We start from the raw sequence: 26704 nt of genomic DNA on the forward strand, positions 1-26704 counted from the left end.
TGTTCGGGGCCCGGTACAATCCGGGCCTTGTTGTCTCTATGTAACTGGACAGGATCACTATGCCGGCTTCATTCGTTCATCTACGCCTGCACACTGAATACTCCCTGGTCGACGGGCTGGTGCGGATCAAACCGCTGGTCAAGGCCCTGACCGGCATGGGCATGCCGGCCGTTGCGGTGACCGACCAGAACAACATGTGTTCGCTGGTCAAATTCTATAAAAACGCCATGGGTGCCGGGATCAAGCCGATCTGCGGCGCCGACCTGTGGCTGTCGAACAAGGACCCGGACGGGCCGCTGAGCCGGATCAGCCTGCTGGTCATGAATGCCCAGGGCTATCGCAACCTGACCGAGCTGATTTCCCGTGGCTTCATCGACGGTCAGCGTAACGGCATGGTCATCATCGAGCGCGAGTGGGTCGCCGAGGCCAACGAAGGCCTGATCATGCTGTCCGCCGCGAAAGAAGGCGAGATCGGTATGGCCATGATCGGCGGCAACCCCGCCGAAGCCGAGGCGCTGGCCCGCGAATGGATGGCGGTGTTCCCGGATCGTTTCTATCTGGAAATTCAGCGTACCAACCGTCCGAACGACGAAGAACAGTTGCACGGTGCCGTGGCCCTTGCCGACAAGCTCGGCGCGCCGTTGGTAGCTACGAACGACGTACGCTTCATCAAGCAGGAAGACTTCGCCGCCCACGAAACCCGTGTCTGCATCGGTGAGGGCCGGGCCCTCGACGACCCACGGCGATCCAAGAACTACAGCGACCAGCAGTACCTGAAAAGCGCCGAGGAAATGGCCGAGCTGTTCAGCGACCTGCCCGATGCGATCGAGAACACCGTCGAGATCGCCAAGCGCTGCAACATCGACGTGAAGCTGGGCAAGCACTTCCTGCCCGACTATCCAATTCCCGATGGCATGACCATTGACGAATATTTCCGCAAGGTCTCGTTCGATGGTCTGGAAGAGCGCCTCAGCGTGCTGCTGCCCAAGGACACCACCGAGGACTACGAGGCCAAGCGTCAGGTCTACGTCGACCGGCTGAATTTCGAGCTGGATATCATCATCCAGATGGGGTTCCCCGGTTACTTCCTGATCGTGATGGACTTTATCCAGTGGGCCAAGAACAACGGTGTTCCGGTGGGCCCAGGCCGGGGGTCGGGTGCCGGATCGCTGGTGGCCTATGTACAGAAGATCACCGACCTCGACCCGCTGGAATATGACCTGCTGTTCGAACGTTTCCTCAACCCGGAACGGGTATCGATGCCCGACTTCGACGTCGACTTCTGCATGGACGGTCGCGACCGGGTGATCGACTACGTGGCCGAAAAGTACGGCCGCAACGCGGTGAGCCAGATCATCACCTTCGGTTCCATGGCGGCGAAGGCTGTGGTGCGGGACGTGGCGCGGGCCCAGGGCAAGTCGTTCGGCCTGGCGGATCGCCTGTCGAAGATGATTCCGTTCGAAGTCGGCATGACCCTTGAAAAAGCCTACGAGCAGGAAGAAATCCTGCGCGACTTCATCAAGGTCGATGAGGAAGCGGCGGAAATCTGGGAGATGGCGCGCAAGCTCGAAGGCGTGGTGCGTAACGTCGGTAAACACGCCGGTGGTGTGGTGATCGCGCCGACCAAGCTGACCGACTTCTCGCCGATCTATTGCGACGAGGCCGGCGACGGTCTGGTGACCCAGTTCGACAAGGACGACGTCGAGGCGGCCGGTCTGGTGAAGTTCGACTTCCTCGGTCTGCGGACCCTGACGATCATCGACTGGGCGCTGAGGACCATCAACCGCGACCGCGCCAAGGTCAACGAGCCGCCGCTGGACATCGCTTTCATCCCGCTGGATGACAAGCCGACCTATCAGCTGCTGCAAAAAGCTGAAACCACCGCTGTGTTCCAACTTGAATCCCGCGGGATGAAAGAGCTGATCAAAAAGCTCAAGCCCGACTGCCTCGAAGACTTGATCGCACTGGTGGCCCTGTTCCGTCCGGGGCCGCTGCAGTCCGGCATGGTGGATGACTTCATCAACCGTAAGCACGGTCGCGCAGAACTTGCTTATCCGCACCCGGATTACCAATACGAAGGTTTGCAGCCGGTATTGGCGCCGACCTACGGCATCATCCTGTATCAGGAACAGGTGATGCAGATCGCCCAGGTCATGGCCGGTTACACCCTCGGTGGTGCGGACATGCTGCGTCGGGCGATGGGTAAGAAGAAACCCGAGGAAATGGCCAAGCAGCGCGGCGGTTTCATTGAGGGTTGTGCGTCGAACAATATCGACGCGGATCTGGCCGGTAACATTTTCGACCTGGTGGAAAAATTCGCCGGTTACGGCTTCAACAAATCCCACTCCGCCGCCTACGGCCTGGTGTCGTACCAGACTGCCTGGCTGAAAGCCCACTACCCGGCGCCGTTCATGGCCGCGGTACTGTCGGCGGATATGCACAACACCGACAAGGTTGTGACCTTGATCGAGGAAGTGCGCACGATGAAGCTGCGCCTCGACGCGCCGGACGTGAACACCTCTGAGTTCAAGTTTACGGTGAACGACGAAGGCCGCATCGTGTACGGCCTGGGCGCGATCAAAGGCGTCGGCGAAGGCCCGGTGGAAGCGATCACCGAAGCCCGTCAGGCCGGTCCGTTCAAGGATTTGTTCGACTTCTGCGCCCGGGTCGACCTCAAGCGCATCAACAAGCGCACGCTGGACGGTCTGATCCGCAGCGGCGCGCTGGATCGCCTCGGCCCGTACTTCCATGACGAGCAAAAGGCTTATCAGGCCAACATCGACCGCAACCGCGCCGTGCTGCTGGCGGCGATGGAGGAGGCGATCAAGTCGGCCGAGCAGACCGCACGCACCCGTGACAGCGGCCACGCCGACCTGTTTGGCGGGCTGTTCGTCGAGGAAGACGCGGACGTTTACGCGATCCACCGCAAGGCGAAGGAGCTGACGCTCAAGGAGCGCCTCAAAGGTGAAAAAGACACCTTGGGCCTGTACCTGACCGGTCACCCGATTGACGAGTACGAAGGTGAGATCCGCCGTTTCGCCCGTCAGCGCATCATCGACCTGAAACCGGCCCGGGATACCCAGACCGTGGCGGGGATGATCATTGCCCTGCGGGTGATGAAGAACAAAAAGGGCGACAAGATGGGGTTCATCACGCTCGATGATCGCTCCGGACGGATCGAGGCGTCGCTGTTCGCCGATGCGTTCCACTCCGCGCAATCGCTGCTTCAGACCGATGCGATGGTGGTGGTCGAGGGCGAGGTCAGCAACGATGACTTCTCCGGTGGTCTGCGGCTGCGGGTCAAGCGGGTGATGAGCATGGAAGATGCGCGCACCAACCTGGCCGAAAGCCTGCGCCTGAAGTTGCAAACCCAGGATCTGAAAGGCGATCAGCTACGCTGGTTGGGTGATTTGCTCAAGCGTCATCGCGGGGCGTGCCCGATCACCATGGAGTACACCAGTCCCGATGCGAAGACCTTGCTGCAGTTTGGCGAGACCTGGCGGATCGACCCGGCGGATGCCTTGATTCAAGCCCTGCGTGACCAGTTCGGGCGAGACAACGTCTTCCTCCAATACCGTTGACCGGGAGGTGCTATCAAAGCGCCTGCCCACAACCTGAATTTTTAATCTCGACCTCAGCGCGCCTCTCCCTTAAGGTAGGGCGCGAATAGACAACCGGCCGGCCCAAGCTCATTTGGGACACGACCCAAGACGGACGCCTATGAACCCGAATTTTCTAGATTTCGAACAGCCGATCGCCGACCTGCAAGCCAAGATCGAAGAGTTGCGCTTGGTCGGTAATGACAATTCGCTGAATATCGGCGATGAGATCTCCCGCCTGCAGGACAAGAGCAAGACGCTGACCGAAGACATTTTCGGCAAGCTGACCAGCTGGCAGATCGCTCGTCTGGCGCGTCACCCGAAACGTCCTTACACCCTGGACTACATCGAGCACATCTTCACCGAGTTCGACGAACTGCACGGTGACCGTCACTTCTCCGACGACGCGGCCATTGTGGGCGGCGTGGCACGTCTGGAAGACCAGCCAGTGATGGTGATCGGTCACCAGAAGGGCCGTGAAGTGCGTGAAAAGGTACGTCGCAACTTCGGCATGCCGCGTCCGGAAGGCTACCGCAAGGCTTGCCGCCTGATGGAAATGGCCGAGCGTTTCAAGATGCCGATCCTGACCTTCATCGACACCCCGGGTGCCTACCCTGGTATCGACGCCGAAGAGCGCAATCAGAGCGAAGCGATCGCCTGGAACCTGCGCGTCATGGCTCGCCTGAAAACCCCGATCATCGCCACCGTGATTGGTGAAGGTGGTTCCGGCGGTGCACTGGCGATCGGCGTGTGCGATCAGTTGAACATGCTGCAGTACTCGACCTACGCGGTGATCTCGCCGGAAGGTTGCGCGTCGATTCTGTGGAAAACCGCAGAGAAAGCGCCGGATGCTGCTGAAGCGATGGGCATCACCGCCGAGCGTCTGAAAGGCCTGGGCATCGTCGACAAGGTGATCGGCGAGCCTCTGGGTGGCGCTCACCGCGATCCGGCTGCGGCCGCTGCCTCGATCCGCGCCGAGCTGAGCTCGCAACTGGCGATGCTGAAGAAGTTCGACAACGAAGCGCTGCTCAAGCGTCGTTACGATCGTCTGATGAGCTACGGCCTCTAAGTCGAGCCGTTTCGGCCAACGATGCAAAACACTGTGGGAGCGGGCTTGCCCGCGAATGCGATGTAACATCCAACGACTGTGTTGGCTGTTTCAGCGCTTTCGCGAGCAAGCCCGCTCCCACATTTGGTTTGTGAAAAGGTAGAAAAATGGGTCAGCCCTCGATTGATTTGCCTTCCAGGCTTCTGCGCAATCTCAAGCCCTGGCTCGGCGCTTCCCATTGGCGCATCGCCTTCTCCGGTGGCCTCGATTCCACCGTTCTGCTGCACCTCCTCGCCAATCTTGCCAAAACCCATTCCCTTCCCGCGCTAAGTGCCATCCATGTCCATCACGGCCTTCAGACTGTGGCCGACGCGTGGCCGGCGCATTGTCAGGCTGTCTGCGATGAACTGGCGGTGCCGTTGCAAGTGGTGCATGTGCAGGTGCAGCCGGGGGCGAGTCTGGAGCGGGCGGCGCGGGATGCGCGCTATGCAGCGTTCATAGCGGCGACTCAGGCCAGTGATGTGCTGCTGACCGGGCAGCATCGCGATGATCAGGCTGAAACGCTGTTGTTTCGCCTGTTGCGTGGCGCTGGCGTGCGTGGGTTGTCCGGTATGCCAGTTCAGCGCGTGCTGGGGCAGGGCAGTCTGGTTCGGCCGTTACTCGATGTTACGCGGGCCGAGCTGGAAGCCTATGCGCACGACCATGGTCTGCGTTGGATTGAGGACCCTTCCAATCAGGATCGACAGTTCTCGCGCAACTATCTGCGCCATCAGGTCATGCCGTTGCTGACCGGCCGCTGGCCTCAGGCTCACGCCAGCATGGCCCGCAGTGCGGCGCATCTGCGTGAGGCGCAAGGTTTGCTCGATGAGCTGGCTCAAATCGATCTGGCTCAAGCAAGCTTGCCCGCCGAGTTCGAATGGTCGGGATTGCCATCATTGGAGTTTGCGGCCATCGCGGGGTTGTCCGATGCCCGTCAGCGAAACGCACTCAGTCACTGGCTTGAACCTTTGACCCGACTGCCGGATACCGACCATTGGTCGGGTTGGGCGGACCTGCGCGATGCCGGCAACGATGCCTCGCCGATCTGGCGTCTGGCGGATGGCGAGTTGCATCGAAGCGCCGGTCGCTTGTGGTGGCTCAGCGGGCAATGGCTACGCGCACCGGTGGTCAGCGGCGACTGGCACGAGCCGTCGCTGGCGCTACGCTTGCCCGATAACGGACGTGTCATGTTCATCGGCCAGACTCCCGCCGGGCCGCTGCAAATCCGCTATCGGCAGGGCGGCGAGGTGATGCATCTGGCGGATCGCGGTCATCGTGATCTCAAGCGCCTGCTCAATGAGCGCGCGGTGCCGGGCTTCGTGCGTGGCAGATTGCCGCTGCTGTTTCGCGGTGAAGAATTGCTCGCCGTGGCGAACCTGCCGGGGCTCGACGGCAATGCGCTGGAAGGCTGGCGATTGCATTGGCAGCCTTCGGACGAAGATCAAGGTTTGAGATGAAGGGGGCATTCCGGTAGACTACGCTCCCTTCTTGATACAACTTCTGTGGATTCGCCTGAATTGCAGGAGTTGCCGATTACCAAGCAGTCTTTGCTGGGCGATTCCAAAAAATGTGTAGCGAGCAACGTACCGGTGTTTTCACTTCCGGTCTGTCCCAACGCGGCGGTTTTTTTGAAAGGTGCACTGTGATTAATGCAGGTGATCGGGGGCTTCGGCCTTCCTTCGCTTTCCCCGGCGGCTCGGACCGCTTTAACGCAGACTTCTAGGGTTTTTCATGACGCGCTACATATTCGTCACGGGCGGTGTTGTTTCTTCTTTGGGGAAAGGCATTGCATCGGCTTCATTGGCGGCCATCCTGGAGGCGCGGGGGCTTAAGGTCACCATGCTGAAGCTGGATCCGTACATCAACGTCGACCCGGGCACCATGAGCCCGTTCCAGCACGGTGAAGTGTTCGTCACCCACGACGGCGCCGAGACCGACCTGGACCTGGGCCACTACGAGCGGTTCATCCGCACGACCATGACCCAGAACAACAACTTCACCACCGGCCGTGTCTACGAACACGTGCTGCGCAAAGAGCGCCGTGGTGACTACCTGGGTGCAACCATCCAAGTGATTCCGCACATCACCGACGAAATCAAGCGTCGCATCATCAAGGGCGCCGGCGATGCCGACGTGGCCCTGGTGGAAATCGGTGGCACCGTTGGCGACATCGAATCGCAACCGTTCCTCGAAGCCATCCGCCAGCTGCGTGTGGAAGTCGGTTCCAAGCGCGCGATGCTGATGCACCTGACCCTGGTTCCGTATATCGCCACCGCAGGCGAAACCAAGACCAAGCCGACCCAGCACTCCGTGAAGGAACTGCGTTCGATCGGCCTGCAGCCAGACGTTCTGATCTGCCGTTCCGACCATCCGGTGGATGTGTCGTCGCGTCGCAAGATCGCGCTGTTCACCAACGTTGAAGAGCGTGCGGTGATCTCCCTGGAAGACGTCGACACCATCTACAAGATCCCGGCCGTGCTGCACGCTCAGGGTCTGGACGATTTCGTCGTCGAGCGTTTCGGTCTGCAATGCAATGGCGCCGACCTGTCCGAGTGGGAAAAGGTCGTTGATGCCAAGCTCAATCCAGAGCACGAAGTCACCATCGCGATGGTCGGCAAGTACATGGAGCTGCTGGACGCCTACAAGTCGCTGATCGAAGCGATGAGTCACGCCGGCATCACCAACCGTACCAAGGTCAACCTGCGCTACATCGATTCCGAAGACATCGAGAACCAGGGCACCGCGCTGCTGGAAGGCGTCGACGCGATCCTCGTACCGGGCGGCTTCGGTCTGCGTGGCGTGGAAGGCAAGATCACTGCCGTTCAATACGCTCGCGAAAACAAGGTTCCATACCTGGGGATCTGCCTGGGCATGCAAGTGGCGGTCATCGAGTTCGCCCGTAACGTGCTGGGCTGGAAAGACGCCAACTCCACCGAATTCGATCGTGCCAGCGGCCATCCGGTTGTCGGTCTGATCACCGAGTGGGAAGACGCTACCGGTGCAGTCGAAACCCGTACCGAAGCGTCCGATCTGGGCGGCACCATGCGCCTCGGCGCTCAGGAATGCCTGCTCGAAGCCGGCTCCAAGGTGCACGACTGCTACGGCAAGGATGTGATTGTCGAGCGTCACCGTCACCGTTACGAAGTGAACAACAACCTGCTGCCGCAAATCATCGAGGCTGGCCTGAAAATCTCCGGTCGCTCTTCCGATGCTGCGCTGGTTGAAGTGGTCGAAGCTCCGGATCATCCATGGTTCGTCGCTTGCCAGTTCCACCCAGAGTTCACCTCGACGCCACGCGATGGCCATCCGCTGTTCAGCGGCTTCGTCAAAGCGGCATTGGCTCAACACCAGAAGAAGGCGTAACCCCGATGGCACAGAAGATCATCCGCGTCGGCGACATCGAGATTGCCAACGACAAACCCATGGTGCTGTTCGGCGGCATGAACGTGCTGGAAAGCCGTGACATGGCCATGCAGGTTTGCGAAGAGTACGTGAAGGTCACCGAAAAACTCGGCATCCCTTACGTGTTCAAGGCCAGCTTCGACAAGGCCAACCGTTCTTCTGTGACCTCCTATCGCGGTCCTGGCCTGGAAGAGGGCATGCGCATCTTCCAGGACATCAAACAAGCCTTCGGCGTGCCGATCATCACCGACGTCCACGAGCCTGACCAGGCCGCGGTCGTCGCCGAGGTCTGCGACATCATCCAGCTGCCGGCCTTCCTGTCGCGCCAGACCGACCTCGTGGTCGCGATGGCCAAGACCAATGCCGTCATCAACATCAAGAAAGCCCAGTTCCTCGCGCCTCAGGAAATGAAACACATCCTGAACAAGTGCGTGGAAGCGGGTAACGATCAGTTGATCCTCTGCGAGCGTGGTTCGAGCTTCGGCTACAACAACCTCGTGGTCGACATGCTCGGCTTCGGCATCATGAAGCAGTTCGAGTACCCGGTATTCTTCGACGTGACCCATTCGCTGCAAATGCCTGGCGGTCGTTCCGACTCTGCCGGCGGTCGCCGCGCCCAGGTCACCGACCTGGCCAAGGCTGGCATGAGCCAGTCGCTGGCGGGCCTGTTCCTCGAAGCGCACCCGGATCCGGACAACGCCAAATGCGACGGCCCTTGCGCCTTGCGTCTGGACAAACTGGAGCCATTCCTGGCCCAGCTCAAAGCCCTGGACGAACTGGTGAAGAGTTTTCCGACGGTAGAAACCGCGTAAACCTCAATTCTCCGGTAAAGTACCGCACGATTTGTCGCTCATGCCCTCGGGTATGAGCGTTGTCGTCTGCAAGCTGCCCGCTGCACACCACTTGCCGACGGTAAAAAGATTTCCTCTAGCTGCGTCGTTTTCGTCAACTTTGGAGTGTTTACAACAATGGCAAAAATCGTCGACATCAAAGGTCGTGAAGTTCTCGACTCCCGTGGCAATCCCACCGTGGAAGCGGACGTGCTTCTCGACAACGGCATCATCGGCAGTGCTTGCGCGCCGTCCGGTGCATCCACTGGCTCGCGTGAAGCGCTCGAGCTGCGTGATGGCGACAAGAGCCGTTACCTGGGCAAGGGCGTGCTCAAGGCGGTAGCCAACATCAACGGTCCGATCCGCGATCTGCTGCTGGGCACCGACCCAAGCGACCAGAAAGCGCTGGATCACGCGATGATCAAGCTGGACGGTACTGAAAACAAAGCGACCCTGGGCGCCAACGCCATCCTCGCCGTCTCCCTGGCTGCGGCCAAGGCGGCTGCACAGGATCAGGATCTGCCGCTGTACGCTCACATCGCCAACCTGAACGGCACCCCGGGTGTGTACTCGATGCCGGTTCCGATGATGAACATCATCAACGGTGGCGAACACGCCGACAACAACGTCGACATCCAGGAATTCATGGTTCAGCCGGTTGGCGCCAAGTCTTTCTCGGAAGGTCTGCGCATGGGCACCGAGATTTTCCATCACCTGAAAGCTGTTCTGAAGGCCCGTGGCCTGAGCACTGCTGTTGGTGACGAAGGCGGTTTCGCGCCGAACCTGGCTTCCAACGAAGACGCACTGAAAGTGATTTCCGAAGCAGTCGCCAACGCCGGTTACAAGCTGGGCACCGACGTGACCCTGGCTCTGGACTGCGCGGCCAGCGAGTTCTTCGAAGACGGCAAGTACAACCTGTCCGGCGAAGGCCAGGTGTTCACCGCTGAAGGTTTCGCCGACTACCTCAAAGGTCTGACCGAGCGTTACCCGATCATCTCGATCGAAGACGGTCTGGACGAGTCCGACTGGGCTGGCTGGAAGATCCTCACCGACAAGATCGGCGAGAAGACCCAACTGGTCGGCGACGACCTGTTCGTGACCAACACCAAGATCCTGAAAGAAGGCATCGATAAAAAGATCGCCAACTCGATCCTGATCAAGTTCAACCAGATCGGCACCCTGACCGAAACCCTGGAAGCCATCCAGATGGCCAAGGCAGCCGGTTACACCGCCGTGATCTCGCACCGTTCGGGCGAAACCGAAGATTCGACCATTGCCGACCTGGCTGTGGGTACTTCGGCTGGCCAGATCAAGACCGGTTCGCTGTGCCGTTCCGACCGCGTTTCCAAGTACAACCAACTGCTGCGTATCGAAGAGCAGTTGAATGGCAAGGCCAAGTACAACGGTCGTAGCGAGTTTCGCGGCTGAGCAGTAAATGTTAGAAAGACACCGGATTGTGTCGGAAAAGTCGTGACAGCGATGGATTTGCCACTAATCTGATGCCTTATATGCACAAGCCTGGATATTCCAGGCTTCGTGCTATCAGATGCTTCAAAGTTTTGGCGTGGCTGTCTTTTTTCACTGGATACCTGATATTCGATGCGCAGTCCTTACTGGTTGTTTCTCGTTTTGCTCTTGCTGCTGGCCGGTCTGCAGTACCGCCTGTGGGTGGGCAATGGCAGTCTGGCGCAAGTCGCCGAACTGAATCAGCAGATTGCTGATCAACACGCCGAGAACGAAGCCCTGCTGGAGCGCAACCGGGTGATGGACGCTGAAGTCAGCGAGTTGAAAAAAGGCATGGAGACCGTTGAAGAGCGGGCTCGTCACGAACTGGGCATGGTCAAGGACGGCGAAACCCTTTACCAGTTGGCCCAATGATCGATTCCCTGCCGGCCTTCTGGGCCGTGATTCCTGCCGCGGGCGTCGGTGCCCGTATGGCCGCGGACCGTCCCAAGCAATATCTGCAACTGGGCGGGCGCACAATTCTCGAACACAGCCTCGGCTGTTTCCTCGATCACCCGAGCCTCAAGGGCCTGGTGGTCAGTCTTGCCGTTGATGATCCTTATTGGCCGAACCTGGCCAGCGCCAGTGATCCGCGCATTCAACGGGTTGACGGTGGTGCCGAACGTTCCGGCTCGGTGCTCAACGCCTTGCTTCATTTGCATGCCCAAGGTGCCGACGACGAGGACTGGGTGCTGGTGCACGATGCGGCGCGGCCTAATCTGAGCCGTGACGATCTCGACAAACTGCTCGCTGAGCTGGCGAACGATTCGGTCGGCGGCCTGTTGGCCGTGCCGGCGAAGGACACTCTTAAGCGGGTCGACAAGCACGGTCGTGTGGTGGAAACCGTTGATCGCAGTGTGATCTGGCAAGCCTATACGCCGCAGATGTTCCGCCTCGGTGCACTGCACCGCGCGCTGGCAGACAGTCTGGTGGCGGATGCAGTGATCACCGATGAAGCCTCGGCGATGGAGTGGGCCGGCATGGCGCCACGCCTGATCGAAGGCCGTGCGGATAACCTGAAAGTCACCCGCCCCGAAGACCTCGAATGGTTGCGCCAGCGCTGGGCCAACCGTCGTTAAGCTCGATATTCCGGCCGCTCGGCCAAACCTTCCCTGAGAAAGTCCACCAGTTTGCGCACCTTCGGCGACAAGTGCCGCTGCTGTGGGTACAGCGCCCACACCGCCGTATTCGGCGGTTGATGCGCTTCCAAAAGCGAAACCAACGCACCGCTGTGCAGATGTTCCAGCACGTAATAGTCCGGCAACTGACACAAGCCGACGCCTTGTAGTGCCGCATCCAGCACCGCTTGCCCACTGTTGCAGCGCCAGTTTCCCTGCACCCGCTGGGAAAATTCCCGCCCATTTTGTTCAAGCTGCCAGATGTCCGAGCTGCCGATCAGGCAATTGTGCCGTCCCAGTTCCGACAAACTGTGTGGGCGCCCGTACCGTTCAAGGTAGGAAGGCGATGCACACAGATACATGCGTCGCGGTGCCAGCCGGGTCGCCACCAGCCGGGAATCCTGAAGCCGGCCAAGACGGATCGCCAGGTCCAGGCCTTCATGCACCAGATCGAGTTGCCGGTTGGTCAGTTCGATATCGATGCGCAGTTGCGGGTAATGCCCCATGAAACGGGTCACCAGCGGCACGATGAAGCGTTCGCCGTAAGCCACGGCACAGGTCATGCGCAGCATGCCTTTGGGTTCGCTGGTCAGGTCGCCGACTGCGCGCAACGCTTCTTCGCGACCGTCCTGCAGACGCTGACAATGTTGCAGAAAGGTCTGGCCAGCCTCGGTCAGGGTGACGCGCCGGGTACTGCGATACAGCAAACGCGTCTGCAGACGCTCTTCCAGCCGTACGATTTGTCGACTGATGTGTGAGGAAGAAACGCCCAGGCGTTCGGCTGCCGCGGTGAACTGGCTGCATTCGGCAACGGCGACGAACTCGTCGATGCCTTCCCAGCGGTTTTCGGACATGGGGATTATCCCTGTATGGCAATAATGTTTTGCTTTTGCCAGGATTATTCATCAAGCAGCGCTGAACTACACTGACTGTCTGGTTTTTTATTCAATCGATTCACTGGAGAGTCAGCATGATCAAGTCGCGCGCCGCCGTTGCCTTCGAGGCCAAGAAGCCGCTGGAAATCGTAGAAGTCGATGTCGCCATGCCCAAGGCCGGTGAAGTGCTGCTGCGCGTGGTGGCTTCCGGGGTTTGCCACACTGACGCTTACACCCTGTCCGGCGCTGATCCGGAAGGTATCTTCCCGTCGATCCTCGGTCACGAAGGCGGTGCCATCGTCGAAGCGATCGGCGAAGGCGTGACCTCGGTGGCCGTCGGCGACCACGTGATTCCGCTGTACACCCCGGAATGCGGCCAGTGCAAATTCTGTAAGTCGGGCAAAACCAACCTGTGTCAGGCGATCCGCGCCACCCAGGGCAAGGGCCTGATGCCGGACGGCACTTCACGCTTTTCCTACAAGGGCCAAACGATTTTCCACTACATGGGCACTTCGACGTTCTCCGAGTACACCGTGCTGCCGGAAATCTCCGTGGCCAAGATCTCCAAAGATGCCCCGCTGGAAAAGGTCTGCCTGCTCGGTTGCGGCGTGACCACCGGTATCGGTGCGGTGATCAACACCGCCAAGGTCAAACCGGGTGACACCGTGGCGATCTTCGGTCTCGGCGGCATCGGTCTGTCGGCCGTGATTGGTGCAGTGAAGGCCAAGGCCGCGCGCATCATCGCCATCGACATCAACCCGGCCAAGTTCGAAATCGCCAAACAATTGGGTGCTACCGACTGCGTGAACCCGAAAGACTTCGATCGTCCGATCCAGGAAGTGATCGTGGACATGACCGATGGCGGCGTCGACTTCTCTTTCGAATGCATCGGCAACGTGCAACTTATGCGCGCAGCCCTCGAGTGCTGTCATAAAGGCTGGGGCGAGTCGGTCATCATCGGTGTGGCCGGTGCCGGCCAGGAAATCTCCACCCGTCCGTTCCAGCTGGTGACCGGTCGCGTCTGGCGTGGTTCGGCGTTTGGTGGCGTGCGTGGTCGTACCGAATTGCCAAGCTACGTCGATATGGCGCAAAGCGGCGAAATCCCGCTGGATACTTTCATCACTCACACCATGGGCCTGGAAGATATCAACAAAGCTTTCGACCTGATGCACGAAGGCAAGAGCATCCGCACCGTCATTCATTTCTGATCAGTCGCGATGCCACGGCTGCCGATATGTAGCCGTGGCTGCGTAGGAGTCCTACATGAGTCTGGAAAACATCTCCTGTCAGAAAAGTTTCGGCGGTTGGCACAAGCGCTATCGCCATCGCTCCGAAGTGCTGGGCTGCGACATGGTGTTTGCCGTGTATCTGCCGCCGCAGGCAGAGCAGGGCGGCAAGTTGCCGGTGCTGTACTGGCTGTCGGGCCTGACCTGCACGGACGAGAACTTCATGCAGAAGGCCGGCGCGATGCGCATGGCGGCCGAACTCGGTCTGATCATCGTGGCGCCGGACACGAGCCCCCGTGGCCCCGACGTACCGGGTGATCCTGACGGGGCCTGGGATTTCGGCCTAGGTGCCGGGTTTTATCTGAATGCCACGCAGGAACCCTGGTCGCGGCACTATCGGATGCATGACTACGTCGTGCAGGAATTGCCTTCACTGGTTGAGGCGCATTTCCCGGCCTCGGACAAGCGCAGCATCAGTGGCCACTCCATGGGCGGCCACGGTGCATTGGTTTGTGCGTTGCGCAATCCGGGTCGTTACCAGTCGGTTTCGGCGTTTTCGCCAATCAACAATCCGATTGATTGCCCGTGGGGCCAGAAGGCATTCACCCGCTATCTCGGCGAAGACCGTTCGAATTGGCGCGAGTGGGATGCCTGTGCACTGATCGCCGAAGCGGACGAGAAACTGCCACTGCTGATCGATCAGGGTGACCGCGACGATTTCCTCGCCACCCAGCTCAAACCGGAAGCCCTGCAACAAGCGGCAAAACAAGCGGGCCACCCGCTGACGTTGCGCCTGCAACCGGGCTACGACCACAGCTATTTCTTCATCGCGAGCTTCATTGACGACCACTTGCAGCATCACGCACGCGCTCTGAAGAGTTAATGCAGGTAGAATCACGCCCTGACAAAATTCGGGGCGTTTTTTTATGCGTATTGGCCACGGCTATGATGTGCACCGTTTCGCTGAAGGCGATTTCATTACTCTGGGCGGGGTGCGAATCGCACACGGCTTCGGGCTGCTCGCTCACTCCGACGGTGACGTCCTGCTGCACGCCTTGAGCGACGCTTTGCTCGGTGCGGCTGCGCTGGGTGATATCGGCAAGCATTTCCCGGATACCGACCCGCAATTCAAGGGCGCCGACAGCCGTGCGCTGCTGCGTCACGTGGTCAGTCTGATCCACGCCAAAGGCTGGAAGGTCGGCAACGTCGACAACACCATCGTTGCCCAGGCGCCGAAAATGGCCCCCCATATTGAATCGATGCGCGCGCTGATTGCCGCGGATCTGCAAGTAGAACTGGATCAAGTGAACGTGAAAGCCACCACCACCGAGAAGCTCGGCTTCGTCGGTCGCGAAGAAGGCATCGCCGTGCATTCCGTTGCCTTGTTGCTGCGCGCATGAACGAACTGCAACTGCTCGGCCCGCGGGCCTATGGCGACGCCCTCGGCACCGCGGTACTGAAAGCCATCGCCGAAGATTTCCAGGTTGATGAAGTCCTCGACATTCCGTTCAGCGGTGACGGCGAGCACCTGTGGATCTGGGTGGAAAAGCGCGGTCTGAATACTGAAGAAGCCGCGCGCCGTATCGCCAAGGCCGCCGGTGTACCGCTGCGCACGGTGAGCTATGCCGGTCTGAAGGATCGTCAGGCGCTGACCCGTCAGTGGTTCAGCGTGCAACTCCCGGGCAAGGCCGATCCGGATCTGTCGGCGGCGGAAAACGACACGCTGAAAATCCTCAAGACCACCCGCCACAAACGCAAGCTGCAGCGCGGTGCGCATTCGGCCAACGGTTTCACGCTGCGCCTGACCCAGTTCAATGGCGACAAGGCCGCCATCGACGAGCGCCTGCAACTGATCGCCAAACAGGGCATCCCGAATTATTTCGGTGCCCAGCGTTTCGGCCATGACGGTGGCAACGTGGTCGATGCCCGTTCGTGGGCCGCGCGCAAGGCACTGCCGGAACAACGCAATGTGCGCTCGCGCCTGCTGTCGACCGCGCGCAGTTTTCTGTTCAATCAGGTGCTCGCAGCGCGGGTCGCCGATGGCACCTGGCAGCGCGCCCAGGTCGGCGATCTGCTGGCCTTCACCGACAGCCGCAGTTTTTTCCCGGCCGGTGAAGCCGAGTGCAGCGACCCGCGAATGGCCATCCTTGATCTGCATCCGACCGGTCCGCAGTGGGGCGAAGGTGACTCGCCGGCGGCCGGGGTTGTCCATGATCTGGAGCAGGGGATTGCCGCACGCGAGGCGGATCTGCGCGATTGGTTGATTAATGCCGGTATGAGCCACGAACGTCGCATCCTGCGGCTGCCCATTGGCGGGTTGACGTGGCATTATCCCGAGCCTGACATTCTGCAACTGGAATTCGTCCTCCCGGCCGGATGCTTCGCCACCGTATTGGTGCGCGAACTCGTTGATCTGGTGCCGGTGGGGCAGACGGACAGCCCATGCGTATTCTGATTTCTAACGACGATGGGGTGACTGCGCCCGGTCTTGCCGCGCTTTATGCTGCGCTGGCGGATTACACCGAGTGCGTGGTTATCGCCCCGGAACAGGACAAGAGCGGTGCCAGCAGTTCGCTGACACTCGACCGTCCGCTGCACCCGCAATACCTGGCCAACGGCTTTATCAGCCTCAATGGCACACCGACCGACTGCGTTCATCTGGGACTCAACGGCTTGCTCGAACGCCAGCCGGACATGGTGGTTTCGGGTATCAACCTGGGCGCCAACCTGGGGGATGACGTGCTGTATTCCGGAACGGTGGCAGCCGCCCTTGAGGGCCGCTTTCTCGAGCGCCCGTCGTTTGCCTTCTCACTGGTTTCGCGGCAGGTCGACAACCTGCCCACGGCCGCCTACTTTGCGCGCAAACTGGTCGAGGCCCACGCCGGGCTTGATCTGCCACCGCGCACGGTGCTGAACGTGAACATTCCGAATCTGCCGATCGATCACATTCGCGGCATTCAACTGACCCGTCTCGGCCATCGCGCCCGTGCGGCTGCACCGATGAAAGTCGTCGACCCGCGTGGAAAGGCCGGCTACTGGATCGCAGCGGCAGGTGATGCGGAAGATGGCGGGCCTGGCACCGATTTCCATGCGGTGATGCAAGGTTACGTATCCATCACTCCGTTGCAGCTCGATCGCACCTTCAATGATGCCTTCCGAAGTCTCGACGGCTGGCTGGAGGGGCTCAACTGATGGCTCGTGAACAAGACGACAGGCTGCGCAGCGGCATCGGGATGACGTCCCAGCGAACCCGTGAGCGCCTGATCCAGCGTCTGTACGAAGAGGGCGTTTCCAACGCCAGCGTGCTGGAAGTGATCCGCCGCACCCCACGACACCTGTTCGTCGATGAAGCGCTGGCGCACCGTGCCTATGAAGACACCGCGCTGCCGATCGGCAACAACCAGACTATTTCCCAGCCTTATATGGTGGCGCGTATGAGCGAGCTGCTGCTGGAGGCCGGGCCGCTGGATAAAGTACTGGAGATCGGCACCGGTTCCGGTTACCAGACGGCGGTGCTGTCGCAACTGGTCGAGCGGGTGTTTTCGGTGGAGCGCATCAAGGTTCTGCAGGATCGGGCCAAGGAACGCCTGGTCGAGCTCAACCTGCGCAACGTGGTGTTTCGTTGGGGCGATGGCTGGGAAGGCTGGCCGGCGCTTGCGCCATACAACGGCATCATTGTCACGGCAGTCGCCACCGATGTGCCTCAGGCTTTGCTTGATCAACTGGCACCGGGCGGGCGGATGGTGATCCCGGTCGGCTCGGGTGAAGTGCAGCAATTGATGCTGATCGTGCGCGAAGAAAACGGCTTCTCCCGACACGTTCTGGGGGCGGTGCGTTTCGTGCCATTGCTCAACGGTCCGCTGGCCTGAGCATTTGTTTCACGATGCTGAATTCCTGTCGAGTGCGCCTGTCTTACAGCGGCAGCGAATGTTTAAACAGGATGGATCGTCTACAAGCAAACGTGTGCGCCGAGCCATAGCGCTTCTATAAAGGTAAAGCCGGTTGCGCCCGTTATACTTGCGAAGTTTTATGCCGGAATCGGCATTCCACATTTTTCAGCCACCACAAAGGGAGCGGCGGGTGAGTCTCACAGTCATTGCGCAGCGTATGGGTAACACGAGCTTTCAGCGCCTGGTGACTGGCCTTGTCTTGAGCACCTTGCTGGTCGGTTGCTCCAGCACAAAATCGAGCAACGTTCGGGTCGTCGATCGCAACAATGCGGTGGCCCAGCGTCCGGTCGTGACGACCGGGCAGTATGTAGTCCGTCCGGGCGATACTTTGTTTTCCATCGCTTTTCGCTACGGCTGGGACTACAAAGCCCTCGCTGCCCGGAACAACATTCCTACGCCATACACGATCCATCCGGGTCAGACGATTCGCTTCGACGGACGCACCGGTTCAACGTCGACGGCGGTCGTCACCAACTCCGGCTCTTCAGCGTCTTCGTCCAGCAAAACCACGGTTATCCGGCGCCAGGCAAATGGCACGACAACCACCACGACCACGGGTTCCGGTGCGGTTTCCACGGCGGTTGTACCGTCCGTCGCCAACAAGCAAACCCCCGCTCCGTTGCCTCCACCGGGCCCGGCCCCGACCGGCTGGGGATGGCCATCTAATGGCATTCTGATTGGAAAATTCTCTTCAAACGGTAGTTTGAATAAAGGAATTGATATCGCCGGAGATTTGGGACAGCCTGTTTTAGCTGCGTCTGATGGGACGGTGGTATACGCCGGGAGTGGCTTAAGGGGCTACGGCGAATTGGTCATCATCAAACACAGCGAAACCTACGTCAGTGCTTACGGACATAACCGTCGGCTGTTGGTACGGGAGGGGCAGCAGGTCAAGGTCGGACAGACAATTGCCGAAATGGGGTCAACGGGTACAGACCGGGTGAAACTGCATTTTGAGATTCGCCGACAAGGTAAACCTGTAGATCCGCTGCAGTTCCTGCCAAGACGTTGATTTGCAGACCAGCCTGTTCCGTCGCGTAGAGGGGACAGGCTCCAGCGTTGCCAAGGATAAAGGCGCCGCTTGAGCTTGGGGTCGAACTCACCAAAGGACTATAACAATGGCTCTCAGTAAAGAAGTGCCGGAGTTTGACATCGACGATGAGGTTCTCCTGATGGAGACCGGCATCGATTCGGATTCGATGTCGAATGATGAAGGGGCTGCTCCACCTTCCGTTCGTGCCAAATCCAAACACTCCGCTTCACTTAAACAACATAAGTACATCGATTACACTCGGGCACTCGATGCCACGCAGCTGTACCTCAACGAAATCGGCTTTTCCCCACTGCTCTCCCCGGAAGAAGAAGTTCATTTTGCGCGCTTGTCGCAAAGTGGCGACCCTGCCGGGCGCAAGCGCATGATCGAAAGTAACCTGCGGCTGGTGGTCAAAATCGCCCGGCGTTACGTCAATCGGGGGCTGTCGCTGCTGGATCTGATCGAAGAGGGCAACCTCGGATTGATCCGCGCGGTGGAAAAGTTCGATCCGGAGCGTGGCTTCCGCTTCTCGACCTACGCGACCTGGTGGATTCGTCAGACCATCGAACGCGCGATCATGAATCAGACCCGGACCATCCGGTTGCCGATCCATGTGGTCAAGGAGCTCAACGTGTACCTGCGGGCTGCACGGGAGCTGACGCAAAAGCTCGACCACGAACCTTCACCCGAAGAAATCGCCAACCTGCTGGAAAAACCGGTGGGCGAAGTCAAGCGCATGCTGGGCTTGAACGAGCGGGTTTCTTCGGTCGACGTCTCGCTGGGTCCGGATTCGGATAAAACCCTGCTGGACACCCTGACGGATGACCGTCCGACCGATCCATGTGAACTGCTGCAGGATGACGACCTGTCGCAGAGCATCGATCAATGGCTCTCGGAGCTGACCGACAAGCAACGCGAGGTGGTCGTGCGCCGCTTCGGCCTGCGCGGCCATGAGAGCAGCACGCTGGAAGATGTAGGCCTGGAGATCGGCCTGACCCGGGAACGGGTGAGACAGATCCAGGTAGAAGGCCTCAAGCGCCTTCGGGAAATTCTCGAGAAAAACGGCCTGTCGAGCGAGTCGCTGTTTCAATAAGCCACCCGCATGACCGCTATACAGAAAGCCCCGACTGGTTCGGGGCTTTTTGTTGGCGCACTGAAAGCGGGAGGCGTTCCCACCTTGTAGGTTTGCGTTGTAAGCCTTTGCTGACTGTATCGTAAGTGTTCGTTATTTTTACACTGCCGCTGAAGGCGATTGGGCTCATGGACGAATCGTAACGCAATGATTTATATGGTTATTTTTTAATGTGAAGGGCTTATGACAGCAGGTTAGTGCGCTGGAGGCCAGTTGCCCCCGGCGGGGAAATCTCTAGTATCTGGGTTGTGTCGACGGATAGACACGCCCTTCAAGGAAGAGGGGAACGGACATCGCAGGAAGCGATTCATCAGGACGATGAAAAGGAACACAGGGAATAGGGAAAAAATGTGGGCGGGTCAAACCGCCCCTTTTTTTTGCCTGAAATAAAGCAAAACCCGAAAAAGCAAAAAGGCCCGCAAGGGGCCTTTTCTTCAAACGCGGGACAGATCAGCGTTCGAGGTCTTTGATCTTGCCTTTGACGCCATCCCACTCTTCGGCATCCGGCAGCGATTCTTTCTTTTCGGTGATGTTCGGCCAGATCTCGGCCAGTTCTACGTTCAGCTGAATGAATTCCTGCATCTCTTCCGGAACTTCGTCCTCGGAGAAAATGGCCACGGCCGGGCATTCCGGCTCGCACAGGGCGCAGTCGATGCACTCGTCCGGGTGAATCACCAGGAAGTTCGGGCCTTCGTAAAAGCAGTCCACCGGACAGACTTCTACGCAGTCGGTGTACTTGCACTTGATGCAGTTGTCGGTGACGACGAAGGTCATTTCTAATTTTCTCCTCAGGCGGCGGCAGCGTTGCCCCTTCACGGTTGGGGTCGCCAGGTTCGGGAGCGATGTCTGCCAGCCAGGCTATTAGCTAGCAGCATCCCAAACCGCGCGAGATTCTAACAGCTTGAAGCCGTTTGCGTTATATCCGGTTCGTCGGTGCTTAGATCCGGTTCTTTAGTGCATAGAGCATTTCGAGTGCACGACGCGGTGTCACGTCATCCAGATCCAGCTTGGCCAACTCATCCAGCACCGGGTGCGGCAGGCTGGCGAACATGTCGCTCTGCTGCGGCGTCGCCGGTTTGCCCTTGACGGCCGGTTTTGGCGCCTCATGCGGCAGCGCGGTATCTTCCAGGCGGCTCAAGTGCTCACGAGCACGTACGATCACTTCGCTTGGCACACCGGCCAACTGCGCGACCGCAAGGCCGTAGCTCTGGCTCGCGGGCCCTGGCAACACATGGTGCAGAAACACGATGCGCTCGTTGTGTTCGGTGGCGTTGAGGTGCACGTTGGCCACCAGCGGTTCGGCTTCCGGCAACACGGTCAGTTCGAAATAGTGCGTCGCAAACAGAGTATAGGCGCGCAGCTGCGCCAGACGCTCCGCCGCCGCCCACGCCAGGGACAGACCGTCGAAGGTGCTGGTGCCGCGACCGACTTCGTCCATCAGCACCAGGCTGCGCTCGGTGGCGTTGTGCAGGATGTTCGCGGTCTCGCTCATTTCCACCATGAAGGTCGAGCGCCCGCCGGCGAGGTCGTCGCTGGAACCGATCCTGGTGAAAATCCGGTCCACCAGCGACAGTTCGCAACTGGCCGCCGGCACGAAGCTGCCGATGTGTGCCAGCAGCACGATCAGAGCAGTCTGGCGCATATAGGTGGATTTACCGCCCATGTTCGGACCAGTGATCACCAGCATGCGGGTGTTGTCGTCCAGGCTCAGGTCGTTGGCCACGAACGGCGTGGTCAGCACTTGCTCGACCACCGGGTGACGGCCCTGGGAGATACGCATGCACGGTTCGCTGACGAATGTCGGGCAATTCAGGTCGAGATTCAGCGCACGTTCGGCGAGGTTGCTCAGCACGTCCAGCTCAGCCAGGGCGCCAGCGGTGTCCTGCAACGGCGGCAACTGGCTGATCAGGTCTTCCAGCAACGCCTCGTAGAGCATTTTCTCGCGAGCCAGAGCGCGGCTCTTGGCCGACAGTGCCTTGTCTTCAAACTCTTTCAGTTCCGGGGTGATGAAGCGTTCGGCACCTTTGAGGGTCTGACGGCGGATGTAGTCTGCCGGCGCCGATTCAGCCTGCTTGCTTGGCAATTCGATGAAGTAGCCATGAATGCGGTTGTAGCCGACTTTGAGATTGGCGAGGCCGGTGCGGGCCTTTTCACGGGCTTCCAGATCGATCAGGAACTGGCCGGCGTTCTCGCTCAGCGATTGCAGTTCGTCTAGCTCGCTGTCGTAACCGGTTTTCAGCACGCCGCCGTCACGGATTACCGCTGGCGGGTTGTCGATGATGGCTTTTTCCAGCAGCGCCGCCAGTTCCGGGTAAGTGCTGGTGGTGGTCGCCAGACGTTGCAGGTGCGGCGCCTCGAGATCCATCATCGCCACTTGCAGTTCAGGCAGCGCACCGAGCGCATCACGCAGGCGAGCGAGGTCGCGAGGGCGAGCATTGCGCAGGCCGATCCGCGCCAGAATCCGCTCGATGTCGCCGATCTCCTTGAGTTGCGGTTGCAGGTTTTCAAAACGATAGCGGTCGAGCAGGCAAGTGATCGAGGTCTGGCGAGCCAGCAGCACAGTCAGGTCGCGCAGCGGACGGTTGAGCCAACGGGTCAGCAAACGGCTGCCCATGGCCGTCTGGCAACGGTCGACCACCGATTGCAGGGTGTTGTCGCGGCCACCGGCCAGGTTGGTGTCGAGTTCGAGGTTGCGGCGGCTGGCGCCGTCCAGCACCACGGTGTCGTCCAGCCGCTCATGGCGCAAGCTGCGCAAGTGGGGCAGGGCGGTGCGCTGGGTTTCCTTGGCATACGCCAGCAGGCAACCGGCGGCGCCGATTGCCAGGGTCAGGGTTTCGCAGCCGAAGCCTTTCAGGTCCTGGGTGGAGAATTGCTGACAGAGGCTTTTCAGCGCCGAATCGCGCTCGAAATCCCACGGTGCACGACGACGTACCCCACGGCGTTTTTCTGCCGGCAAGTCTTTTGGCCAATCATCCGGGATCAACAACTCGACCGGATTGACCCGCTCCAGCTCCGCCAGCAGGTTTTCCCAGCCCTTGATCTCCAGCACGGTGAAATTGCCGCTGGTGATGTCCAGCACAGCCAGGCCGAACAGGCGCTCGTCGCCCAGCACCGCCGCGATCAGATTATCGCGACGCTCATCCAGCAACGCCTCGTCACTGACCGTACCCGGGGTGATGATCCGCACCACCTGACGTTCCACCGGGCCTTTACTGGTGGCCGGGTCGCCGACCTGCTCGCAGATCACCACCGACTCGCCGAGCTTGACCAGCTTCGCCAGGTAGCCTTCCGCCGCGTGATACGGAATCCCGCACATCGGAATCGCCTGCCCAGCCGACTGCCCGCGCGCGGTCAGGGTGATGTCCAGCAACTTGGCCGCCTTCTTCGCGTCCTCGTAGAAGATCTCGTAGAAGTCGCCCATGCGGTAGAACATCAGCTGGTCCGGGTGCTGATTTTTCAGGCGCCAGTACTGCTGCATCATCGGAGTGTGGGAGGACAGGTCGGAGACGGCTTTATTCATCGGATTGTCAGGCAACTCGTTCAAAGGTGTGGGGCAAAAGCGCGGCAGTGGCCGGGCTTTTCCGCGATGGGCGCAAGGTTACCATGGGCGGTCTGTCGGACGCAGGCATCGCGGTCGGGTGACATGCATCGGTGGTAAAAAGGTCGACTATGCACGATTTATGCAAATCAGCATTTGTCTTCCCGAAAAACTTCAAGCACTATGCGCGTTATGCAAAAACGCAACGTATCTACCGTCTTAAGAGCACTGCTCGACCAGCACGGGATCTCCCCAACGGAGCTCCACCGTCGCACCGGCGTGCCTCAATCCACGCTCTCGCGGATTCTCAGCGGGAAGATCGTCGATCCTTCGGATAAACACATCTCGAAGATCGCCGAGTACTTCGCCGTGAGCACCGATCAGTTGCGCGGGCGCGCGGATGTTGCGCCTGCCGCCAACGGCGGACGCGACGAGTTGCATTCCGAACTCAAGGACATAAGCCTGTGGGACGACGACACCCCCGTCGATGACGATGAGGTGTCGGTGCCCTTTCTTCGCGAGGTTGAATTGGCTGCTGGATCAGGAAGATTCGTCATCGAAGAGAGCGAACGCTCCAGCCTGCGCTTCGGCAAGCGCAGCCTGCGCCATAACGGTGTGCAGTTCGATCAGGCCAAATGCGTGACGGTACGGGGCAACAGCATGTTGCCGGTACTACGCGACGGTGCCACGGTTGGCGTCAACGCCGGCAAGTGCGGGATCGGCGACATCATCGATGGCGACCTCTACGCCATCAACCACAACGGTCAACTTCGGGTGAAACAGCTCTATCGCCTGCCTACCGGAATCCGTCTGCGCAGCTTCAACCGCGATGAACATCCGGACGAGGACTACAGCTTCCAGGATATGCAGGAAGAGCAGATCGTCATCCTCGGTCACGTCTTCTGGTGGGGCATGTACGCCCGGTAACCTGATTTCTTTCTGACAAAACCCGCCTCGGCGGGTTTTTTTTCGCCTGCGCAAAACCCTCTGACCCTTGAACTGTGGGGGCTTCCATGCGCCTGCGCATTTCTTGCGCATAAATAAATGCATTTACGCATTGACTGTGTATGCATCCATGCATATTCTTGCCACCAAGCCGCTCGACAAAGCGGCTGGCAACAACAGCTCTTTAGTTCCACAAGAACAGGCAGCGATGAACCGGCCTCAACGGTTCAGAGGGTTGGCAACTGACCCGGGTGTGCAGCGTAAAGCGCCAGAAGCAGTTATCCGGCGGGCAGGGACCGCGGTCGGAAAAACAATTTGAATGGACTCGTACCGCGCCAGTAGCGCCGAAAAGTCAGCTTCCTTCACGAACACAGGATTGAAGGAAGGCAAAGGAGTGCATTACTGAAAAGCCCGGCGGATTGCCGGGCTTTTTGGAATGCCTTCTGGGCAGAAACAGAAATGCCGGGAGGCCGGCAATCAAAAAGGATGATGACCATGAAGAAGTACGTGCGTGTTGTGGATGGCAAAGTCGACAACATCTTCGAAACCAACAACCCGATCACCGACGATTTTCCGGCGAGTCAAGTCTGGGTGGATGTCACCGCATTGCCAAAGATCGACTACTCCTGGAACGCGGTGAATACCGATGGCGTCTGGACCTTTACCGACAGCGATATGTGGGGTCAGCCATCGCAGTTGTCCATGCAGCTGCGCGCCGAACGCTCCCGCCGATTTGATCGAGTCAACGCCACTCTGCTGGCTACCGCCCTGGAGCAGAAGGTTGAGCTGGGTCTGGCGACGCCTGCCGATATCGCGGGGTTGCAGGCTTACAAGCAGTTTTTCGTTGATATGAGCAACGTCAACAAACAGCCAGGTTACCCGCTGGCAATCACCTGGCCTGAAGTTCCATAAATCACCGTTTCATGACTCTGCATAAGGACCGCATGACTGAATGACCCGGCGTATAGCCGGGCTTTCTGGATTGCCTGTCCGGCAGGAACGGAAATGCCGGGATTCCGGCAATCAAAAAGGACGATAAGAATGAATCGATACGTTTTCATCACGATGCCCAATTCCAAGGTATATCGGGTGGTTGATACCGACGAAGGGATGCCGGTCAGCTTTCCTGACGGATTGGGGGGGCTGTGGGTGGATGCCACAGGAAACACGGAAGTCGTGGTCGGATGGAATGCCCGACTGGTCAACAACCAGTGGGAGTTGCATGCGCCCACTTTCGAAGAGGTGGCAAGCCAGGTCAAGTTCCTCGCCACTGAGAAGCTATCGAATGCCAAAGGTTGGCTGACGTTCAACCCGCTGGATTACAAGCAGGATCTGGGCATCGCAACGCCGGAGGAAGAAGCGGCGTTGCTGGCTTACAAGCAATACGTCATCGCCGTGTGCGATTACAGGAATCAACCGGGTTACCCGTACACCATGATTTGGCCGACAGAGCCTTTTTCGCTGGTTTGAATCGACGACCCGATTGTTCTGGTCTGTATGACCGAAAAGCCCGGCCCCTGCGCCGGGCTTTCTGGAATGCCTGCCTGAGGCAGGCGCTTCAACAAGGTTTCGCGGCATGAGCAAGGCCACGCAGAGAATCAAAAGGATTTGTCGATGTTGAAAGAGTGCCGCTGCGGCCATTGCAAAAGACTGCTCGCCCGGGTGGGCGAGTACACAGAACTCCAGATCAAATGTTCCCGCTGCGGAACGTTGAATCATGTGAAGGCCGCGAGCCCCGAGCGATCGCCTGTGAGCGACATGCGTGCTGCATCGTCAGCACAACCTGATCAATCTCCTCATAGGTAAAGACATGAACATTCTCAAGAAATACGTAGCACCGTTTCTCGCTGTTGCACTGCTGGGCAATGGCGGCAGCGCAATTGCCGCCAACCTCCTGGTGAACGGCAGCTTTGAACAATCGACATGCGGTGGTGGCTGCATTCTGGACACCCCGGCAAAAACCAATGCCATCACAGGCTGGACGACGTTCCTGTCCGGTGCCGAATACTTCAACATGCCCAATGCCATCGGCGGTTCTGTGGCAGCAGATGGCGTGATGATCGTCGACCTGGCCAACTACGTTTATGGCAACGGTGGCGGGATTCAGCAGAATTTCGCGACCACTCCGGGCGCCAAGTACCGTCTGACTTTCAGTGCCGGCAACTCCCGATTCGCCAGCCGCTCCGGCGACGGTGTCATTCAGGTGAAAGTGGCCGGGCAAACCGCTGCGTTCAACACACCGACAGCCAAAGGCGTCGCGGTCGAGTGGAGCACCGTCACTTACGAGTTCACCGCGATTACCGCGCAGACAACTCTGGCGTTTTCCAACGAGCAGAACCCGTACGCCAACTACGCCTTCATCGACAACGTCATTGTCGAGCGCCTGTAACTGCTGCATGCGCGGAACCTTTCGCTGTTCTTCCCCGCATCAGAGGCGACACCCGTCCGGTGTCGCCTCTTCACTTT

At 59.4% G+C, this 26704-nt stretch carries 24 protein-coding genes; 21 read left to right on the top strand and 3 right to left on the bottom strand.

Annotated elements, in window-relative coordinates; translation table 11 throughout:
* Positions 1 to 59: 59 nt before the first annotated feature.
* From dnaE to ispD, 8 genes are all read left to right on the top strand, one after another.
* Positions 60 to 3581 (top strand): DNA polymerase III subunit alpha, encoded by a 3522-nt coding sequence (gene dnaE, locus C1X29_RS08130; RefSeq protein ID WP_102717199.1) that lies wholly within the window; start codon positions 60 to 62, stop codon positions 3579 to 3581.
* 139 nt (positions 3582 to 3720) lie between these two features.
* Positions 3721 to 4668, top strand: a complete 948-nt coding sequence (locus tag C1X29_RS08135; protein ID WP_085748116.1) for an acetyl-CoA carboxylase carboxyltransferase subunit alpha — start codon at positions 3721 to 3723, stop codon at positions 4666 to 4668.
* A gap of 146 nt (positions 4669 to 4814) precedes the next feature.
* Positions 4815 to 6143, top strand: a complete 1329-nt coding sequence (tilS, locus tag C1X29_RS08140; protein WP_102717200.1) for a tRNA lysidine(34) synthetase TilS — start codon at positions 4815 to 4817, stop codon at positions 6141 to 6143.
* Between the two features lie 274 nt (positions 6144 to 6417).
* Positions 6418 to 8049 (top strand): CTP synthase, encoded by a 1632-nt coding sequence (locus C1X29_RS08145; protein WP_007954805.1) that lies wholly within the window; start codon positions 6418 to 6420, stop codon positions 8047 to 8049.
* A 5-nt stretch (positions 8050 to 8054) separates the two neighbouring features.
* On the top strand, positions 8055 to 8900 hold the full coding sequence (gene kdsA / locus C1X29_RS08150) for a 3-deoxy-8-phosphooctulonate synthase (protein WP_007954807.1): 846 nt from the start codon (positions 8055 to 8057) through the stop codon (positions 8898 to 8900).
* 156 nt (positions 8901 to 9056) lie between these two features.
* Positions 9057 to 10346, top strand: a complete 1290-nt coding sequence (gene eno / locus C1X29_RS08155) for a phosphopyruvate hydratase (RefSeq protein ID WP_007954808.1) — start codon at positions 9057 to 9059, stop codon at positions 10344 to 10346.
* A gap of 171 nt (positions 10347 to 10517) precedes the next feature.
* A complete protein-coding gene (ftsB, locus tag C1X29_RS08160; RefSeq protein WP_003222158.1) occupies positions 10518 to 10796 on the top strand; it encodes a cell division protein FtsB in 279 nt (92 codons plus the stop codon).
* On the top strand, positions 10793 to 11500 hold the full coding sequence (gene ispD, locus C1X29_RS08165; RefSeq protein ID WP_085748118.1) for a 2-C-methyl-D-erythritol 4-phosphate cytidylyltransferase: 708 nt from the start codon (positions 10793 to 10795) through the stop codon (positions 11498 to 11500). The genes ftsB and ispD overlap by 4 nt, the downstream gene beginning before the upstream one ends.
* On the opposite strand, the gene C1X29_RS08170 is transcribed toward ispD, so the two are convergent.
* Positions 11497 to 12393, bottom strand: coding sequence for a LysR substrate-binding domain-containing protein (locus tag C1X29_RS08170; protein WP_102717201.1), 897 nt, complete (start codon positions 12391 to 12393; stop codon positions 11497 to 11499). The genes ispD and C1X29_RS08170 overlap by 4 nt on opposite strands.
* Before the next feature lie 116 nt (positions 12394 to 12509).
* Between C1X29_RS08170 and C1X29_RS08175 the strand changes: the two genes are divergently transcribed.
* The 8 genes from C1X29_RS08175 to rpoS all read left to right on the top strand — a co-directional run bounded on the left by C1X29_RS08175 (position 12510) and on the right by rpoS (position 19716).
* On the top strand, positions 12510 to 13622 hold the full coding sequence (locus tag C1X29_RS08175; RefSeq protein WP_085748120.1) for an S-(hydroxymethyl)glutathione dehydrogenase/class III alcohol dehydrogenase: 1113 nt from the start codon (positions 12510 to 12512) through the stop codon (positions 13620 to 13622).
* 55 nt (positions 13623 to 13677) lie between these two features.
* Complete coding sequence (gene fghA / locus C1X29_RS08180) at positions 13678 to 14523, top strand: S-formylglutathione hydrolase (RefSeq protein WP_102717202.1); 846 nt, start codon at positions 13678 to 13680, stop codon at positions 14521 to 14523.
* 43 nt (positions 14524 to 14566) lie between these two features.
* Positions 14567 to 15040: a 2-C-methyl-D-erythritol 2,4-cyclodiphosphate synthase gene (ispF, locus tag C1X29_RS08185; protein ID WP_102717203.1), complete on the top strand. Its 474-nt coding sequence runs from the start codon at positions 14567 to 14569 to the stop codon at positions 15038 to 15040.
* The gene (gene truD / locus C1X29_RS08190; RefSeq protein ID WP_102717204.1) at positions 15037 to 16095 is read left to right on the top strand and encodes a tRNA pseudouridine(13) synthase TruD; all 1059 of its coding nucleotides are present in this window, start codon (positions 15037 to 15039) and stop codon (positions 16093 to 16095) included. Before ispF ends, truD begins: the two co-directional genes overlap by 4 nt.
* Positions 16083 to 16832 carry a 5'/3'-nucleotidase SurE gene (gene surE / locus C1X29_RS08195; protein ID WP_085748122.1) on the top strand — a complete coding sequence of 250 codons (750 nt, stop codon included), beginning with the start codon at positions 16083 to 16085 and terminating at the stop codon, positions 16830 to 16832. Before truD ends, surE begins: the two co-directional genes overlap by 13 nt.
* Positions 16833 to 16873: 41 nt before the next feature.
* Complete coding sequence (locus tag C1X29_RS08200; protein WP_170844894.1) at positions 16874 to 17509, top strand: protein-L-isoaspartate(D-aspartate) O-methyltransferase; 636 nt, start codon at positions 16874 to 16876, stop codon at positions 17507 to 17509.
* Positions 17510 to 17720: 211 nt separating this feature from the next.
* Positions 17721 to 18602: a peptidoglycan DD-metalloendopeptidase family protein gene (locus C1X29_RS08205; protein WP_102717205.1), complete on the top strand. Its 882-nt coding sequence runs from the start codon at positions 17721 to 17723 to the stop codon at positions 18600 to 18602.
* A gap of 106 nt (positions 18603 to 18708) precedes the next feature.
* A complete protein-coding gene (gene rpoS / locus C1X29_RS08210) occupies positions 18709 to 19716 on the top strand; it encodes an RNA polymerase sigma factor RpoS (RefSeq protein WP_007954831.1) in 1008 nt (335 codons plus the stop codon).
* Between the two features lie 489 nt (positions 19717 to 20205).
* Here the strand turns inward: rpoS and fdxA are convergent, their stop codons facing one another.
* Both fdxA and mutS read right to left on the bottom strand, forming a co-directional pair.
* Complete coding sequence (fdxA, locus tag C1X29_RS08215) at positions 20206 to 20529, bottom strand: ferredoxin FdxA (protein WP_007908827.1); 324 nt, start codon at positions 20527 to 20529, stop codon at positions 20206 to 20208.
* Between the two features lie 163 nt (positions 20530 to 20692).
* On the bottom strand, positions 20693 to 23275 hold the full coding sequence (gene mutS / locus C1X29_RS08220) for a DNA mismatch repair protein MutS (protein ID WP_102717206.1): 2583 nt from the start codon (positions 23273 to 23275) through the stop codon (positions 20693 to 20695).
* Positions 23276 to 23485: 210 nt separating this feature from the next.
* Between mutS and C1X29_RS08225 the strand changes: the two genes are divergently transcribed.
* From C1X29_RS08225 to C1X29_RS08245, 5 genes are all read left to right on the top strand, one after another.
* The gene (locus C1X29_RS08225; protein ID WP_085666844.1) at positions 23486 to 24220 is read left to right on the top strand and encodes an XRE family transcriptional regulator; all 735 of its coding nucleotides are present in this window, start codon (positions 23486 to 23488) and stop codon (positions 24218 to 24220) included.
* A 513-nt stretch (positions 24221 to 24733) separates the two neighbouring features.
* Entirely contained in the window at positions 24734 to 25150 is a 417-nt protein-coding gene (locus tag C1X29_RS08230; RefSeq protein ID WP_085748125.1) for a tail fiber assembly protein, read from the top strand.
* Between the two features lie 129 nt (positions 25151 to 25279).
* Complete coding sequence (locus tag C1X29_RS08235; protein ID WP_085748126.1) at positions 25280 to 25708, top strand: tail fiber assembly protein; 429 nt, start codon at positions 25280 to 25282, stop codon at positions 25706 to 25708.
* A gap of 144 nt (positions 25709 to 25852) precedes the next feature.
* Positions 25853 to 26044, top strand: a complete 192-nt coding sequence (locus C1X29_RS08240) for a Com family DNA-binding transcriptional regulator (RefSeq protein ID WP_085748127.1) — start codon at positions 25853 to 25855, stop codon at positions 26042 to 26044.
* 4 nt (positions 26045 to 26048) lie between these two features.
* Positions 26049 to 26627 (top strand): DUF642 domain-containing protein, encoded by a 579-nt coding sequence (locus C1X29_RS08245; RefSeq protein ID WP_102686563.1) that lies wholly within the window; start codon positions 26049 to 26051, stop codon positions 26625 to 26627.
* Positions 26628 to 26704 lie beyond the last annotated feature (77 nt).

Source organism: Pseudomonas sp. GW456-12-10-14-LB2, assembly GCF_002884345.1.
Taxonomy (GTDB): domain Bacteria; phylum Pseudomonadota; class Gammaproteobacteria; order Pseudomonadales; family Pseudomonadaceae; genus Aquipseudomonas; species Aquipseudomonas paraglycinae.